Source organism: Streptacidiphilus sp. BW17 (assembly GCF_041262485.1).
Taxonomy (GTDB): domain Bacteria; phylum Actinomycetota; class Actinomycetes; order Streptomycetales; family Streptomycetaceae; genus Streptacidiphilus.
Map to the genome: position 1 here is coordinate 115,169 of NZ_JBGCCR010000011.1, position 17,828 is coordinate 132,996.

8 protein-coding genes are annotated in these 17,828 nt (G+C 65.3%); all 8 read right to left on the reverse strand.

Annotation, left to right across the window (positions count from 1 at the left end; all coding sequences use genetic code 11):
- Positions 1–36: 36 nt before the first annotated feature.
- The 8 genes from dpdD to dpdE are packed head-to-tail and all read right to left on the reverse strand — an operon-like array spanning position 37 to position 17,613.
- Positions 37–2,103 carry a protein DpdD gene (dpdD, locus tag ABH940_RS16240; protein WP_370105498.1) on the reverse strand — a complete coding sequence of 689 codons (2,067 nt, stop codon included), beginning with the start codon at positions 2,101–2,103 and terminating at the stop codon, positions 37–39.
- Entirely contained in the window at positions 2,100–2,621 is a 522-nt protein-coding gene (dpdK, locus tag ABH940_RS16245; RefSeq protein WP_370066412.1) for a phospholipase D-like domain-containing protein DpdK, read from the reverse strand. The genes dpdD and dpdK overlap by 4 nt, the downstream gene beginning before the upstream one ends.
- Positions 2,618–7,096: a protein DpdJ gene (dpdJ, locus tag ABH940_RS16250; RefSeq protein WP_370066414.1), complete on the reverse strand. Its 4,479-nt coding sequence runs from the start codon at positions 7,094–7,096 to the stop codon at positions 2,618–2,620. Before dpdJ ends, dpdK begins: the two co-directional genes overlap by 4 nt.
- Positions 7,093–7,779: a hypothetical protein gene (locus ABH940_RS16255; RefSeq protein WP_370066416.1), complete on the reverse strand. Its 687-nt coding sequence runs from the start codon at positions 7,777–7,779 to the stop codon at positions 7,093–7,095. Before ABH940_RS16255 ends, dpdJ begins: the two co-directional genes overlap by 4 nt.
- Entirely contained in the window at positions 7,776–10,835 is a 3,060-nt protein-coding gene (dpdH, locus tag ABH940_RS16260; RefSeq protein WP_370066418.1) for a protein DpdH, read from the reverse strand. Before dpdH ends, ABH940_RS16255 begins: the two co-directional genes overlap by 4 nt.
- Positions 10,828–11,736 carry a protein DpdG gene (gene dpdG, locus ABH940_RS16265; protein WP_370066420.1) on the reverse strand — a complete coding sequence of 303 codons (909 nt, stop codon included), beginning with the start codon at positions 11,734–11,736 and terminating at the stop codon, positions 10,828–10,830. The genes dpdH and dpdG overlap by 8 nt, the downstream gene beginning before the upstream one ends.
- Positions 11,736–14,321, reverse strand: a complete 2,586-nt coding sequence (gene dpdF / locus ABH940_RS16270; protein ID WP_370066422.1) for a protein DpdF — start codon at positions 14,319–14,321, stop codon at positions 11,736–11,738. The genes dpdG and dpdF overlap by 1 nt, the downstream gene beginning before the upstream one ends.
- Entirely contained in the window at positions 14,311–17,613 is a 3,303-nt protein-coding gene (gene dpdE, locus ABH940_RS16275; RefSeq protein ID WP_370066424.1) for a protein DpdE, read from the reverse strand. The genes dpdF and dpdE overlap by 11 nt, the downstream gene beginning before the upstream one ends.
- Between the last annotated feature and the right edge of the window lie 215 nt (positions 17,614–17,828).

Here is a 17,828-nt window from a genome sequence, read left to right on the forward strand (position 1 = left end):
TTCAACGGTGGCCGCCATGCGGGCGGCCACCGTTGATCAGTGATCGGCGACTGCGGCGCGCAAGCCGCTGACTGAAGCGCGGAGCATCGAGGCCGACCCGCTACCGTCCGCATAGGCGATCTGCGCGGAGCCCGAGTGCTGGGAGATGAACCCAGTCGCTGCATGCTTTGCGCAACGTGTGGCTATGACGATGACGTCGGCGCCGCGCGCCTTCTGGCGAAGCTGTGGACCACCGACGTGGTCATGGGCTGTGGTCACCTTCACCGCGGGCGCGAGACGGTTGAGTTCGTCCGCGCAACGGGCGAGCACCGCGTGGTCTAGCGAGTAAAGCAAAACGTTGAGTGCCGGGAGGTCCGCGAGCGGTGTGTGTTCCACCCCGTCGCTGTCCGGCTGCGCCCAGGTGAACTCGATGCCGAGTTCGTTCGAGAGCCGCCGCGCGAATGCCAGATCGGCCTCTTGAAGGCGGGCCTGGTGTCGCCATAGTGGCTCCAGCAGGGCGTAGGCCAAATTGCCGCGTGCCTCAACGTCTGGGCACGCCGCGAGTACCAGCCGATCGACGAAGTCCAAGGCGATCGACGCACGCTCGGCAGCAACCCAACGGTCACACTCGGAGCCGATCTCATCTAGCAGATCCCCATAGTCCTCCGCGCTTGGAGCGGCCCTCAGCGCAATCTCCGATAGCGCGTGCAGGGCTAGCAGATCGCCAGGGGCGAACCGGTCGAACGTCAGGGCGTTACGGATGAACGCCCGCGCGGCACGGCCAGCTGGCAACTGGTAGCCGACCGCATCGATGAACGGGCCTACGGCTCCCCACGCCCGTTCTGCCGGCACCACCCCCAAGTTGTCGAGGACATCTGCGATCGCCTGGTCGTCCGAAGCGGGTGGCGACCACGAAGTCCAGGAGGCCGCCCGCAACACCGCCTTGCCTTCAGGTCTGTCCTCCGCGACGGCCGCGATGAGGCTGTGCCATGAGTCGACCGGCGGCGCGGTCTCTGGGAGGTCGACCAGTTCCGCCGACGGAGCACTGGGCTCTCCGGTAACTGCCGCGCCTGGCTCCCCTTCCGCTTCCCCGTCATGTTGCGGTGCTGCGGAGCCTTCAAGGAGACGCACAGCGTCATCCCAGACCAGGGCCGGGAGCATTTCCCACTGCCCGGCTTCCCGCAGGTCCCTCACCAGACGTGTCAGGGTGGCAACGTCGCTCCTCACTGAGGCAGCGAGCAGGGCAACAGTCAACGCGCCCGCTTCGTACGTACGCATGTCGCCGTCGAGCAGGTCCGGGACGTACCGTCCGGCTGCGATGAGAGCCTCTTTCGCAGCCTCGACGTCCCCGGCACTCAGCGGCTCCTGCAAGGCCATCGCGTAGATCGCGCCGAGGATCGCCTCCTTCACAGGTCCGGGCGGATCCTGTCGGACAACGTCGGCCAGGCCGGGCATCGCGAGGAGTTCTGCGCTGAGTCCAAGCCGGTAGAGCCGTTTGATCCTCAGGCAAGCCAGGTTCGTCGCAGTGACACCACCGGCGGCGGCCAACTGCTCCAGCACATCTCCAGACGACGCCTGCCCACCTGCCGCCAGAGCGGCCTCGAATTCGGCCAGCAACCGCCCGACTGGCTTGGCCACTCGCCATAGCCGGGGCGGCCGACCGGCCGCAGTCCTCTGCATCAACTGGAGGGATTCGATCAGCTTCGTGCGGTGCATACGGTGCACACCCGTACGGAGCCTGAAGGTCGAACCGGAGCCCGCGAAATCGAGGATTGCTTGCTCCACTGGATCGTTGGGATCCAATCGAATGGGGCGGACGACCTCGTCGATGACGTAGGTCGGACCAGCAAAAGCGTTGATCAGATCTGCTGCCTTCGTTGCATCGGCCGGATCCCGGGCGATGACGTACGCGGCAAACCAGTCGCGTGCGATGTCCCGCCGCGGCAGGACGACGGGTGTATCGGCTCCTCTTCGTAGCACTTCAACGAAGGGCGCAGCGTCCCTCTCACCCGGATGGCCCGGCTCCAGGTTGGGCCAGGCGTCGTTCCCAGGACCAAAGAACCGCGCTAGGAAGGACTCGATCTCCTCGCGGGTCCGCATCCTCTGGTGCTGCTGCCGTGTCACACGCCATCCTTCCAGCGTTCCGCCAGGTCTAGCCGCGCCTGGGCGGCGTCCGCCCCTCCCACCTTGTACGTCACCGACTCGTCGTTCACCTTCATGCCACGGATGGTGAAATTCATCGATCCGCTGAGGATCCAGTCCCCGCCAGACAGGGTCTTCTCATGCACGTCGGCGTCACACGTGATGCGCAGTTGTGTCGTCGGTGCCGTAGTGCTGAGCCTCCGCAGGAAGTCGTCGTTGTGAGGGTCCGGGCGAGTGACCACATGCACGCGTGCCCCCGCGGCGGCCGCGCGAGCCAGGATGTCGGAGAGCCGACATCCGGATGGCGGCGCCTCAGGGAATATGGCGTCATAGGCGCCCTGGCTGTTGTCCAGAACCTGTACGTCCGTGATCCACGGCGACACTAGCCAGAGGTCGTCACTCGGTGCGAGCACTTCCCCCAGGAGGGCCGCAGCCAGCATGGTGTCGACGTGTAGGCCGGTGCGCGCGCCCGTACGGACTGTTCGTTCCAACCTGCTCACTGCACGGCCTCCCGCAGTTCCACCCGAGCCCTGAGTTCGTCACCGTGCCTGGCGAACCCGCGGACCTCGCCGTAGACGCGCATGACATCACGGTCCACGCGAAGGACGGGGACTTGGACCAGCGCATCGCCCATAGCCCGACCATCGGCAGCCGGACAGACGAGATCCACCGCTGCGGACTCAGCCATGACCTTCTGGTATCTCATTGCCCAGTCGGCGGCTGTCACATCGATCCGCGGAAGTCTGTCGTCGTAGGCGGCCTCCATGAGCAGCCTGTCCAGAATCGGTCGGTCGGCGTAAGGCTGATAGTGCTCGAGGTGCTGGGTGCGGGCCTGCCGGCCACGAGGCCAGAGCATGCTGAACGCCTGGTCTGCGCTCAGCCGCCGCGTGCCACCCAACTGCAGACGGCCCGATCCGACAGCGTATGCCATGACCGGGGCGTCAACCTCGATACCGAGCCGCCTCTCCAACGCCGTCCAACTGTCGACAAGGGCGAGTACTGCGGAATCAGTGTCTGGACTACTGCCAGGCCGCAGCAGCCTGGTGGACAGGGCCGCCACCGCACTGTGCCGCGGCGGTCCGTCAAGGAGCGCCCAGGCTCGGCGCAGGGCTCCGAGCGATCTCTCCGCCTCCATCGCAGGCACCGAGCCTCGAAGTGTCGCCATTGCGCGCGCTGCTGTTCCTCCTGGCTCTACGCCCAGGTGACGGAGCAACCGGGTCACGGCAGCATCAACGTACTCGTAGTCGCTTGGCGCAAGCGCCGCAGCCACCAGTCCCCAGAACCTGCGTGGATCCTCGGTGTACGAGCGGACAAACTGTTCGACCACGCCCAGACCGCCGATGGAAGTCTCACTCAACCAGACCACCGCTGGATTCCCGGAGTCGGCCCCGGGCAACACATCGACAATCAAATCGCCATCCTGCGCGTCTGGGCAGGCGCGCAGCGCCGCAGCAAGGATGGCGGCAGCCAGAGTGTCGTTGTACACACGTAGTGCCAGGTCCGCGGTGCGCACCGCAATGTCCGGCGCGACCAGCAGCTGCCCGGCCCGGTTGAGGGCATCGATGACTCGCTGATCACGCGCCAGTTCGGTCAGAGCGGTGACCAGTCGGTCATTGTCCACACCGTGACCGGTTGAATCGGCTTCGCGATACAGCACCCGGAAGATCTCCGGAAGGTCCAGCCTCCATGAGCCGGCTGCTAGTTCAGTGCTGATCTCCTCGCTGGTGCGATCCCCGTCGAGGCCGGCGAGAGCAAAGGCAGTGAGGTAGACCTGCGCCAGTCGGTCACGCTGAAAGGAGTTCGCCAGTTCGGCGAGGGCGGGATCTTCGGCGACGGCCCTGGCAAATGCGAGGGACCGCCACTGCGGCGAAGTCAGGTAGTTGAGTACTGCAGGATCCGAGAGGTCAATTGGGGTCACACTGATGCGTACGGCGTCAACTCCCAGCCGGAAGCCCAATGCGGCAGGACGCCCCCGCAGGGTGTAGCGGACGGTGCGGCTCTCGCTGCGACCGCGTTCGTAGTTGATGTCGCACTCTGCTCCGGTCGTCATGCGTCGGACCTCGACCGGGTTTCCGGCGGCGTGCGTTGCGAAGCCGATGCCGGCGACGCGCTGCCGCCAGGGAGAAGGATCGGGCAGGTCGCCGGGACTGGGCGGTGCGTCGTCGGGGACGACAATCTCGGTGTGCCACCAGGGAGTTCCCTGGGAGCGGTCAGTGATGTCAGCTGGCGGACTCTGCAGAATCAGCCGGTGGGGTCGTACCACCTCGATCTCGCCGTCGACTCCGTGCGGGCGCCAGGGGCCTTCGGGAGTGCCGCTGGCAACGAGTTGCAGCAGGTCCAGTTCGCTCCTGCCTGGCTCCGGCATCGGTAGCCAGGTTCGATGTTCGTCACGCCGATGACCATAGCGTCGGCTCACTCGGCCGGGCACGGCCTCCCTAAGCGCCTTGGCGATGGGAAGCCGCTCGTCCGACTCCCCTCCATCAAAGGGCAGTTCGAGCTCCACTTCGGGCAGATTCAGCGGCTCGAACAGCGACCGGGTCACATACTCGGGCAGCAAACTCCCGCGCGTCGCCCCGGGGTCGTCGCGTAGGGACTTCCAGCGGTTGCCTACGCGGCGCAGAGTGGTGGGCACGACTCCGAGTAGGAGCGACCGCGGCTGCTCCCACAGTAGGGCCTGCGCCTCATCGGCACTGACCTGCAGCGCGCTGCGCAGGTGGTTGGCGAGATCGTCCTGGAGACGTGGGTCGTCCAGGAGAGTCTGCAGGAGGGTGGCGAGCAGTTCGCGGGCCTGGTCGTCTTCGGAGCGGAGGCCATTCCTCGGAGCCGCGAGAAGCACACGGGGATCCGCCCATACTCTGCGGGACCGTAGTTTTTGGCCGAGCCAGTCCAGGAGCGCCTGGGCCGCCTGGATTTTCAGGACGAACCGGTTCCCGATAGGTAGCCGCCGTATAGGCACCTGTGGGGCGAACAGCGTCTCGTAGGCCTGATAGGCGAGGCGGTCGCGGCCGTAGTCGGAAAGTGTGATCACCGTGATCGGGCGAGTGCCCCTCTGACGGCCGGCCCGGCCGCGTCGCTGGATGAAGGCTGCAGCGTCGCGCGGAGCCTTGTGCTGCATTACCAGCCCGACACGCGGGTCGTTGAAGCCGACCTCCAGCGAGGCGGTGGCAACGGTGAGATCGGCCCCGAGATCGACGCCCACGTCCTGTGAGGAGGTTCGTCCGATGCGCAGTTCACCACGGCGCAGGCCCGGATCAAGGTCGTGCCCGACCTGCTCCACCACATCCCAGGACTGGCCGTCACGGTAGCGCGCGGCATGTTCAGGCCGCTCCACCGCCCTCAGCCCGGCGAGCACCGGCTTGGCACCAGCGCGTCCACCAGAGCGCGATTGCCCTCCCTCTGCGTCCCGCAGGTCGTCATAGAAGCGGTTGGTGACGTCCAGATCGTCCGTGAACAGGAAGCCAGTGGAACCGAAGAGGAACCGTTCGCTATCCGGGTCCAGGACCCGCCCGTACAGCATCGCGGTCTGGATCGAGGTCGACAGCAGGCTCGCACCGGCGACCGGGTCGCCGCGCAGGGCGATCGCGTACTCGCGGCCCTCAGCCACCATGTCTGTGACGCTCGGTTCGATGGATTCCACATCGCTGGCGCGCAGCCCCACGAGTTCTGCGAAGAACCGGTCGGCGTCCTTAAGGGTTGCGCTCAGCCCGACGAAGGTCATCGTCCTTCGGGTTGCCTTGCGCCAACGACGCAGCAGCAGGGCTACCTGTGCGCCATGCATGCCGGAGTACGTGTGAACCTCATCGAGCAGCACGAGAGCCGGCGGGCTCCCGCCCCGCCAGCCCAGCAAGCCTTCCAGATCGGGATTCGCGCTGTTCCGGTTGAGCATCTCCGTCGTAGTGAAGAGCAGATCGGGCGGCGTCCTGCGAAGAGAGTCCCGAGTCAGGGCAATGCTCCCGTGAGGGATTGTGTGGCGGCACTTAACGCACGTCAGCACCTCCTTTTCTTCCCTCCGGTCCTCGTCGGACCACAGCAAGTCGCCAGTCTCACACTGAGGACAAGTCAGGTACGGACATACCGCCCCGCCGCGCTTCCTCGTCCATGCGCCCGAAGCGTTCGCGCCGGCCTCCAGCCTGCGATCGCGAGCGTTCCAGGGAGTGTCGCCGTACAAGGCGCCGATCCGCAGGGGCCGACGGCCGGCCCGGTGTAGCGCGTCGCCGATCATGTCGGCGGTGCGGACTGCCTCGCGGAGTTGGTCGCGTAGCAGTTCCTTGCGCGGGTACAGAGCGAGCGTGTGCACGCGGGCGGAACCGGGGCGAGCCTCTTGTGCCATCGCGGCGAATGCCGGGAGGTAGAACGCGAGTGTCTTACCGCTGCCGGTTCCGGCGCCGATGATCAGTCCTTTGGACTGGGGCTGTCCCAATGAGGCGAAGATGGCTTTAGAGGCATCCACCTGGAAACGGGCCAAGGAGCGCCCTTGGAGCTGGGCAGCCGCGATGTACTGCTGGACCTCTTCCCATCCGGTGAGGGATGCCAACTCTTGGAGAACTGTGGCTGCCTCGATGTCGCGCCGAGGGTAGCGCCGCGGAGCAATGTGCAGCCGGTAGTCAGCGACCAGTCGCTTCCCGTGCTGCCACCATCCGGCTTCGGGCGGACCCGCCCAACTGCGTGGGGCGAACAGCTGACGTAGCCCTGCCGTCAGGCGCAGCGACTCGGCCAGGCGTGTTCGGTAGCGAGGTGGGGAGCTTCCGGGCACGCAGAACAGCAGGGCCATGTCCCGGCATTGATCGAGCACATCGTCGGCCGTCGTGTCTGCTGGCGGCGTCGGGTGGCACGTGAGGGTCTCCTCGATGACCGTGAGGACTTCCGTCTCGGCGAGCGCACCCTCGGTCATGCCCCATGCGAGAAGGGGGAGTTCTAGATCCTCCAAGCGGTTGAGGAGTTCGTTGGCGAAATCACTGTTGATGCGCTGGGTCACGCGCCCTTCCTCAGCAATCCGATCTGGTCGTCGATCGCGTATGCCCGCAGCAACGCGATCTCCTCGTCTGTCACTTCGCGCAGTGAGACGGGCCGCTTCCCCAGCCTGTCCAGGAGCGCCAGCAACTCGTCTGGTGGGTCTTGGGCGTCGTGCAGCATCTCAGCCAGTGCGGCACTTGTGGCTGCAAACACGGCGATGCCCGACGTGGTGGCCTTGCCGTTCTTGGCGGCGCGCTCCAGTTCTGCGCGGCGTTCGCGGGCCACCTGCTGCTCGTCTGGGGGCAGCATGGGGATCCTGGCCAGAGGAAGAGCGCTCAGGCGGTCATTGGACCAGGTCGACCAAGCGGCCTGGACCTCGCTCTCCGCGCGCTGGGTAGCGGCCTTGACCTTCTGTCTGGCGGTCTTGAACACATCGTTCGAAGGCAGTGCCCCAGGCTGCGCCTTGCGTTCGAACCCGACGCGGCCATCCTCCACGTCAGAGAGCCTGGCGAAGTCGTAGGCCCCTTGGGCCTGCAGTGCGCGGGCCACACTGATCTGTTGACGGAGTTCGTTCAGCTGCACCCTCAGTTCTGCGATGCGCTCGGCGATCCTGCCCGCCTCTCGATCTCCGGCAGCGCCTGCCGCTAGACGGCGGGCGTGGTTCTGAAGTTGCGTCGCCTTGTCGTATACCGACATCTCGCTCACTGTTCATCGCCCCTTGCCACGGCCAGTTCACGCCACTCGTTGAGCAGTTCCTGAACCCCTAGTGCCGCGCTGTCGCCGGCCTCGCCGCTCCGGGACTCCGCGCTGTTCAGGGCCTCGTCGAGCCAGGCATCGGCTGCGACGAGGATCTGGCGGATGTCCTCGAACGCGTCCCCTCGCTCCCGGACGGCTGCGACGACGAGGGCGGTCCGCTGAGCTCCTTCGGAGCGGTTCGGGCCGGCTGCCTTCTCCAGATCGTCTTCCAGCTCCGAGATGACCTTCCAGTCAGCATCCTGCACACGCAGGATGAGTGACTCGATGCGCTCGGCGTCGCTGGTGGCCAGTGGAAGTCCCACCTCTCGCGCAGATGTCAGCGCGCCCCGAATCGCGGAGAGCGTGTGACTGCTTGCGGTGCCGCGTGGCTGGCGTGACCGGACCTCATGGAGACGCTCTCGAAGGAGAGCGGCCTGATCGTCAACGGAGGTCATCCACGACGCGAACCCAATCACCGCAGGCCTGACCCATGTGGGCACCACCAATCCCTCGATGTCCCAGTTCCATTCGGACGCGGCCTGGCGGAGCAGCGGCACTGCCCGAGCGGCATCGATCATCTTGACGGCACCCGTACTGCCCTGCGCGATACCCATGCTTGTCCTGATCCGCTCGACCAAGGCCGGTCGTGCCTTCAAGTGTCGTGCCAGAGTTTCGTTCCACTGCCTGGTGCGAAGTCCAATATCCGCGCGGGTCCAGGTCCGCCCCTCGTCCAGGACTACGGACAGCAGTGCCGCGTCATCGAGCCCGGGCCAGGCCCGGCCAGCGAGAGCAGCCCCGAGCAGCGAGGCCCTTATCCCCAGGACGAGTTCGTCGTCCGAGATCTCCAAGTGCCGTTGGACTGCGGAGGTTAGTGCGTCTGAATACAGGTCCGCGTACCGGCTCAGACGGCGGATGTCCTCGGCCCGCGCCCGGCCGCGCCCGTGCTTGGCGCACAGGACGCTCTTGAAGAACTCGCTGTTCGCAGCCTTGCGGTCGAATCGGATCTCGGGACGCGCCGCCTCGGCGCGTCCTTCCCCTACAGCATCCTCGATTGAGACTGTCCTCGAGTCGCGTGGCCACGCACTGGTCAGAAGCTTCGACGACTGGGCCTGCATCAGCGGCGTGGTCCACCGGTAGCGTTGGACCACCGCTTCCGCGACTACCCCTCGGATCTCGCGGGCTGTGACTTGCTCCAGCGTTCGATCGCGCGAGATCCAGTCCTCGGCGGACTGGAGTCGGGCCAGGAGGGACTTCGGCAGAGCAGTATCTGGTGCAGATGGCGCGGGGGCAGGCGCGGAGTGTGAGCTCCGCTGCGGCCCGTGGTTGGCCGTGTCCGCCGGGGTGATGCGGCCTGAGGCACTCAAGGGTGCCATGGAGAACGCCTGGAGGAGCTTCGCGTCCAGTGCCGCTGCGTGCTGTGGCGCGTCTCCCCAGAACTCGAGCGTCAGTTTCCGCCGTTCAGCGTCGACGTGGTCACTGTCGTCAACGCTCTCGCGCACGGCCCCACTCAAGGCGTGATCAATCGAGGCTGTGGGGAACTGCTCGCGGAAGCGGGGGCTTGGGAACTCTCCTTCCCTGAGGCTACTGGCGTGTTCCACCAGCACAGGTCGCACCACGCTGCCCAACACGGTGCGTGGGACGAAAGCCCACGGCTCATTCTTCGGGGCTGTCGAGTGGACTGCGCGGATCAGCGCCGGCTCGTTGAAGGGGTAGAGGCCATGGCCTTCGGCTGTAGCACCGAAGGCGTCATGGCATCGGGCCTGTAGGGGGCAACTCTCGCAGAAGTTGGGCGTAGCGCTGTCGTCTATGCGCTCCAGATCATCGCGACCGATGCGGGCTGCGTTGAGGTAGTGGCCCACAAACGACGTGATCTGGGCTGCTCCGTTGTCGTCCTTGTCATAGGGCACATCGAGGTCGTAGACGTATCCAGTGGTCGCTCGAACTCGGGTGAGCGCTGTCTCCGGCAGTTCGCGGAAGTAGCCCGTAGTCACCGCCATCAGAGTTCGGATCGGTGCGAGGATCGTCCTCCCGTCTCGGTTGGCCGCCTCGACCACCGCATCGAGAAGGTCACGCTGCACGCCCTGGATAAGGGCAAAGTCTTCGATGAGAAGAATGATCTCCTTGCCCTGCCTGGCGTACTCCCGGCGGACCTCCACCATCGCGTCCTGCAGGCGTCCCGTGCCGAGGTTGGCCGCATTCTTGACAGCCGGCTCCAGGTGCTGGTTGAGCAGGTCCACCGCAGAGGCCTGGAGGTCACCCCTGGTCATCAACTGACCTAGCAGGTCCTGGGTAACCCTTGCTGCCAACTTGACGTCGGCGATGTCCAACGGCAGGTCATCTGTGGTAAAGCCCTGCGGACGCTCGGCGCTGCCGTCCCTCCTGTCGTTCAGGAGTTGGTCGGCCAGTTGGGGAATGTATCTGCCGGAGGCCAGCATGTACTCCCTGACATGCGGGTCCTGCAGAATTACGGCCAGCCCGCGGGGTCCTGTCAGTGCACGCGCCGGTCCGGAGACATCCTTGCTCGTGGTTGCTGCGAGGACCTCCTCGAGCGCGTTCAGGAGCCGCCGGGCCAGCGCGGGCTGGTCGACATCTGCGGTGAACTTATCAAGGTCTGCCTTCAGTTGGGCCAGATCACCTGTTTCGATCTCCGCGAGCAACGACTCGATGACACCTCGGAGGCTGGTTTTGGCCTTTTCGAGGTAGATAACCTGCCGCTTGTCCGTGGAGGGGATGTGCTCTTTCACCCAGCGTACGAGATGGGACTTTCCGGATCCCGAATCGCCGACGATCGGCATTAGCAGGGCTCCGGTGTCCGACTTCCGCGTCAGGAAGTCCTTAAGGACAACCTGCTCGTCAACGGGGCGGCCTTCCTTCACAAGGGTGCGGCCTTCCGGCCGGGCCCGCTGGATGCGCAGTGGCACATGGGTGGCCAGAAAGACAGCACGCGGAGGGCTGACGGCCTCGGTGTTGATCGTGGTGGCCGCCGTCGCGGGATCCCAACAGAGATAGCCTCGGAAGTCAGCCACGGTGGTCCTCCAGGATCGTGATGTCGCTCACGTAGCGGGGGCTCAGAGGCCGCTCGGGGTCATGGAGGCTCAGCACGCGACGCGCGTCGGCGTTGCTTTCAAAGCGGAGCCAGCCCTCGTCCTCACCGCGCAGCAGGGCGAACGACAGCGCCGTACCGGCTGCGGTCTCTCCCGGGCTGGTGATCCCCAGTGCCTGTGCGTAGCCGCCGCCCGGGAGAACGGGCAACGCGCCGCGCAGGGCCAGAAGAGTCTCAACCGCGTTGACGTGCATCCCGGGTTGCCACCGTTCGAACACGGCCTGGCGGACCGCCGGTGTGCAGTCAGGCGTCAGCGGGCTGCTGCCACTGCTTGGGATGAGCGGTCGGGCTGCCAGGCCGAGTGCCGGCGCCCAATACCCGAAGCGCTGCCATCGGATGTCGTTGCTGAAGAGGGAGCCGACCTCAGGCTTCAAGGCGCCCTGCTGCTGCAACTGGGCACTCTCCCAGTTCACTGGTGGGTCCATCGGGTCCAGGGACAGGAACCACGCCAGCGCCCGAGTGAGGTCCCGCGGCCCGGATTGGTCGGCGCTATCGGCCAGTCCAGTGTTGCGATCAGGCGCGAGGACGGCGTCGCGGAGCAACCTTGTGTAAGCATCAAGGTCCTCCTGCCCGAGATCCCGCAGGACGTCTGCAAGCCTGAGGTCACCACTGCCTTCCTCGACGCTCACCAGGCCAAGTCCTCGGAGCGTGCTGACAGCCAAGTCAAACGTTCTGTCAGTCGCTCCGTCGTCCGAGGAGAGGGAGGACGGGCTCAGCAGCGCTCTGCACTGATCGACTGGAACGGGCTTCTTCATGAAGCTGAGGAACCGAACCACCGCCCACATGGGAGAAGGCAGAGATCCCTCAACGTTGATCAGGGCCATCAGAGCGCCTCCAGAGCAGCGCGAACCGAGATGTTCGCTCGGTGGATGTCGATCAATGATAGGCCCGGCCGGTCGGGGTGCTCCACGCGCTTCGGGTGGAGAAGGTAGGTTACGTCTCCGGCCTCAAAACGAGTTGACACTGCGTCATCCAACTTGGCGGCGTCGTCGTCCAGCAGCCACAGCACCGGTCCTGGGTAGCTGTTCAACAGGTCGTGGTCGGTGTCCACGATGACAGGACGGGGCAGTGAGTCCCGTTGAAGCCGTGTCACGGTGCGGGCGTCCAAGCCCGGTCCACCCACCACAGCCATGCCTCGCCGGGTGAGCATCTTCAGCAACTGTGGGACGAGGTCCCGTCGTTCCTGCTCACCATCCCACCACAGGCTCAGAAACTGCAGGTCACCGCGGTAGTGCGCGAGGGGATCCTCCGGGCGCCCCAGCGCGAACGGCACTGGTGGGCGCGGTACCGCCGCCAGGCGGTAGAACCCGTCTTCTCCAGGCCCCCCGTCCGCCCGACAGCGTGGACACCCGCGGCATGTGATTCCCGTTCGAAGGCTTCCGCGGGGACGAGGCACTCGGTAGTACGCGCCTAGGACGTCTCCGATGCAACGGTCACCTCTTAGGGCCGCCTGCAGGTGCGTCAGGGCCGACCTCTGCTCGGACAACAACGCGCTGCGAGCCGCATCGAATCTCTTGACAAAGTGGTCGCCAACGTTCGTCTGAATATCCTCGAGCGAGACGTCGACACGTGTGGCGATCGTCGCGTAGAAGGCTCCCAACCTGGCTCGCCACACCACGTCCGGCTCCTCTTCGAGGCGCTGGGGCGGCTCGGGGGCGTGAAGACGCACCAGGCCGGCTCGAACCATGAGGTTCAGCGTGCGGATGTTCCACTCTCGATTGCGTTCATAACCCTCGCTCATGTCTCCCGGGTGTGCATCGAGACTGACGCGATAGCGGTTGGCACCCAGGTGCTCGTCCGGGCGGAACATCCACTCCCACCGCTCCAACGCCCGCCTCGCCGTGATCACTGCACTCCGGTTGATGCCCTTGGCCACGGACTCGTCCCCGGGCCCCGACACGAGACATGCCAACGAAGGAGCACCGTCGCGACCGCCCCGGCCGACCTCCTGGTAGTACCGATCGACCGTTTCCGGAAGGCAGGCATGCACCACGGTTCTGACGTCGGGAAGATCGATGCCTAGGCCGAAGGCGGAGGTGCCCACCACGATGTCGAAGCGCGTGCGCCCCGCGGCGCCGGAGGTCCTTCCGCTCCAACCTTCGAGCGCCCTACGGCGTTCTTCGTCGTTCGAGTTCCCGGTCACGCACGTGACCCGCGCGAACCCTGACCTCCGCAAGCGCTCGGTCCAGGCCTCCGCGTCGTCGACCTTCGTGACATACAGTGCCAACGGCCGTGGCAAGAGAGAGAGTGATCGTAGAACTGCGGCCTGGCGCCCCTCCTCATCATCGCGAGCATCAATGTAGTAACTCGGCTCGTGACGCAGCCCTGACGCCCACACGATCTCAGCAGGCTGGGGGCCGGCAAACAGGTTCTCCAATGAGTTCACCTGCTGCTCGGTAAGCGTTGCGCTCATCGCCACAGTCATGGGTTCTAGCCCCTGGGGGGCAGTGCTGAGCCAGGTCCGGCGCTGGCTGGACATCGTCTGGAACTCTGGGCGAAAGCTGCTGCCCCACTGTTCGACGAGATGCGCCTCGTCGATGACGAAATACTTCAGCAGACCGGCTTCGGCTGCGTCCTCCAAGGGTTCCTTAAGACTGGAGACCAAAGCTTCTGGTGAGGTAAAGAGCAATCGTTGCCGTCCGGTGCGCACGTCGTCGCGCATCTCGCGTTTGAGATCGTCAGCGAGACCGCCGATGTATGCGTAGCGGCCGGTAGGGCTCTGCCGACCCCCGTTCGCGAGGACCTTCTGGGTGCGGCGCTCCATGTCGAGCGCCAGGACCACCGTGGGGACCACCATGACGGACACCCCGCTGCGTGCGCTCGCAAGCAGGGCGGGTGCGAGCGCGACCTCGGTCTTCCCGTGCCCTGTCGGCAGGCAGACGATCGTTGTGCTACCAGGCGGCGCGAGGGCAACCGCTCGCGCCGCCTGACGCTGCCCGATTGAGAGGTAGTGCTCATAGCCCAGGGCCTCGGTCCAAAAAGGATCGGCCGAGCAGTGCTCAAGTCGCCGTCGGTGCGGCGATTCAAGTCCCAGGTGTACCTGCCGCAGGTCGTCGTCTGCGGCCTGTTCCGCCTTCCCGCTCGGCACTTCCGGGTGCCACGGCAGCGCGGAGACCCGGAGCCCTCGAGTCGACGGCAGGGTCTGGCAGTGGACCTCTTGCCACTGGTCGCGGCTGGGAAGCAGCGGGTCCACAGGCACCTCGAGCCGCGAGGTGTTGCCGCGTGCGTGCGCTTCGAGCAGGATCTGCCGGGTCAGCGCTGCCACATCGCGCCAGCCTGCTTCATTCGTGGCGAGGCCGGCGAGCGCATCGCCGAGCCGGCGCAGAGTGCCCGTATCGAACGTGTGTGTCGCCACATCCGGCCAGGAGTTGAATAGCGCTTGGGCTCCCGCCCACGTATCACGCGTCACTCGTCTTCCTCTCCCGTTGGCTGCGCACCACACAGGTAACCGAGACCACACGTACGATCGGGCGCGAGAGTCCCTCTACCAATGCGTTCGTCACCGTCACGTCCCGGAGGTAACTTTCGGCATCCCCCACCAGGTGGCCTGCTGCTTCGCGAGCCTCTGCCTGAGCCTTCGCCACGGCGAGCACGCGTCGGGCCTGTTCCTGGGCCTGAGAGCAGCGGGCGGTCAGGTCGGTGGCCTTTGCCAACTCCCGTCGAGCTCCTTGTTCGGCCGCTGCCGCGGAGCTCCGGTAGCCCCTCCAGCCGCCGAAGATGTCGGTCAAGTCACGGATCCGCTGGGCATTGAAGTTCTCATCCCTGCGGTTGTCGTACTTCTCGTCCAGCCAGTTGCGGACTCTCCCGCTGACGAGTGCCTCATCGCTTCCAGCCGGAATCCACACCTTGAGCATGAATGGCGGAAGGATGCGGTCGGCCTGGCGCCGCAGCGCGGTCTGCGCCTCCAAACGGTCGGCAACAAGCCTCAGTGCGGCAGAGGTGTCCGCTTCCACCAGAAAGTCGAATCCAAAGTACGGCAGCGGTTCTCCCCTGTAGTCGCCGTCGATACGCCGAAACGCCGCCGCCTGGCCTCGGTCATCGACAGCGATGACGGCACCCAGCATGTCAATGAAGGGGTTGCCGATGCGGAACAACCGAGTGCCGGGTGCCCGCAGCGCAGCAGAACGGTTGAACGTCGCCTGGGCCATCGTGCGGGACAGCAGAGAGCGCTCGCGGACGTAGAGTCGGGGAGCGATCAGCGGATGTGAAGAGTCGAGGTCGAAGACTTCGCGTGGGCAGCCATCCACCGTGCGCTCGTAGTGCCGGAACTTGATCCCTCCCTCACTGTCCCCGGCGTATCGCAGCAAGGCGTCTCGCATGCTGTGCCATTGCCACTCGATTTCCCCGAGCGCAGATGCGATGTCACGCTCCTCGGTGGAGGTCTCGTGGATGGCCTCCAGCATGTCCATCTTGTCGATCTGACGACGCGCTTCGCCCATTTCTTCGCGAACGCGCTCCTCAGCCCTGGGGAACCCGTCTGGGCCTTCCCGTAGAGCTACTCCCCATACGTCAGCCAGCCCTTGGGCGATAGCGTCCTGAAGCGTTGACGCCGACTCAGAAAAGATCTCGTAGCCATGAATTAGCACCGATAGCCAGGCATCGTGGAAAGACTCCGCCCCGGCAGATCCACGCAAGACATACTGGCGGGCCGGCGTAGCCTGCCCGGCGGACCTGACTCCGCGATACCGATCGATCCGACCCAGACGCTGCTCAAGCCTGTTCGGGGACCATGGCAGGCGGAGATGAACGACCGCGTCAGCCAGTTGCAGGTTCAGCCCGTCCTCGGCGGACAGGTCAGCGATGAGCACGCGGGTGGGCTTCTTGGCAGCCGGAGCGCTCCACTCGACGACAGCCTGTTCAGACTCCTCCACGCCGGCACTGCGCGTGTGCGAGCCGATTGACGCCCTGGGGAACTGCGTACGCAGCCGCTCGGCAAGGTTCTCGGCCAGCCCTCCGGGACCACAGAACACCACGATGCGGCCGCCTTGACGCAGCACCGGCAACAAGGCGTGCACCAGCACCTTGATATCGGTATCCCGGTCTGCCTCAGTGAGCTGACCCTCAAACTCGTCCAGGATCCGAGACTCTTCTTCGACCAGGCAAGGTGCAGAGAGAAGCTGACGCTCCGGCACGGTTAGACCAGCGCGGTCTCCCGCTGCCGCGTCCCGCCGGACCCGCCAGCGGAGCGCGTCCACAAAGTCATCGGCCGGACCTGATACCCGGGAAGCGAGCACACCAAGAGCGAGTGCGTACGAGGCCTGCTGCTCCTCCGTACCCTCGTCGAGTAGATGATCCCAGATGCCCGTGCGCCACTCGAGCAGGCAGTCCTGAGCCGCCTGTTGCCCGAAGATCTCGGACTCGAGAAGCTCAGGTTCTTCCCGGCCCCGAACTTCATACGGCTCCATCTCTGACGTTGGGTCATCACGAAGCACCTGAGCACGGCGCTGCCTGATCACCCGACGGTGCAAGCGATACGTCTCGCTGATGTGAGCTCGCAACTCCTCGACGCGAACCATGATCTCCTGGCGATCGGCCTCATCGCGCAGGTCATCGTCCTCATCGAGGAGTTCGAGGACCCCCGCAGCCAAGACCTCGAAGCGTGTGTCCTGTGGCAGCAGGCCCCGGATGCCCTCGATCGTCGATGGAAGCAAGAAGGTGAAAGCCGGATTGAGCCCATACACACTGTCGGCCAACTCGGCCCGGAGTGCGTACCGTCGTTCAAATGCCTCACGGTCGTCCCACCGGTACAGGTCTGGATCCAGCAGGTGCAGTAGTCCGAGGTGAGTGATGTAGTGAGAGGTGACTGGCGTCGCAGACAGGAGTAGCAGCTTTGACGACGCATGTGCCAACTCGCACAGTTCACGGTACGGGGACTCTCCGGGACCGCTAGCCTCAACTAGCGCATGCGCTTCGTCTACCACCACGAGGTCGCTGTCGTGGTACTGGTGCCACTTCTCCGGAGTCTCGTGCGAGGAGAACTTCACTCGCGCCTGTGGAAAGTCTTCGATGAAGAACTTGTCCGTGAGCTCACGCACCCATTGCCGACGTAGCGCGTCTGGTGCGATGACGGTGATCCGGGCTCTCGGGTTGTCGATCATGGTCTGCCGGATGACATAGCCCGCTTCGACTGTCTTGCCAAGCCCAACCTCGTCCGCCAGAAGGTAGCGCTGGACAGGGTCTGCAAGGACGGTCAGTGCTGCGCGCACCTGGTGTGGGTAGATCTCCACGGCCGCAGAGAGCAGAGCGGGCACGTTAGCGCTTGCTGCGCGTTGCGCGACCAGACTGCGCAGCATCGGTAGCCGGGCATCGTGGAAGTAACCGGACTCGTTGCCGCCGGATGCCAGCACCTGGACCGGGTCGCGGACGGGCCTGTCCCAGCGGACGCGGAGATCGTGCTCATGTACGGGAAAGTCGTAGTCTGAGTTCGGGAACTGTACGAAGTATTCAGGGAGCCGGTCACCCTTCACACGGCCGGCCCGCCACTCCCCCGTACTGGGGTTCCTCCAGTACACGCGAGTCTCGGCCGGTAGCGTCACCCGGCGACACCGAGACGGTGACGCGAGGAGCGACTCGACCGCAGGCTCGGCCACGGACTCAAAAAAGTCGACGCGCAGCGAGTCTCCATGGATCTCGCCGACACGCCCGATTCCCGGTGCCCCCGGGCAGTCGACGAGGTGGCCCACCTCAAAGCGCGACGACATCCCTCTCCCATCCCCAGCTGATGCTCCATCACCACGGATGACATTAGAAGCCACCACTGACAACCACGATGAGGAACATCGATATTATCGAACTAATGATCGACAAGAAGCGCGGAACAGCCCACTGGGGTTCCTCCCTGCGCATCTTGAGCCACTCCAGGTATCAGCAACCGCCCCATTGGATCGCCAATAATCGCACGCATGACCTAATCCCT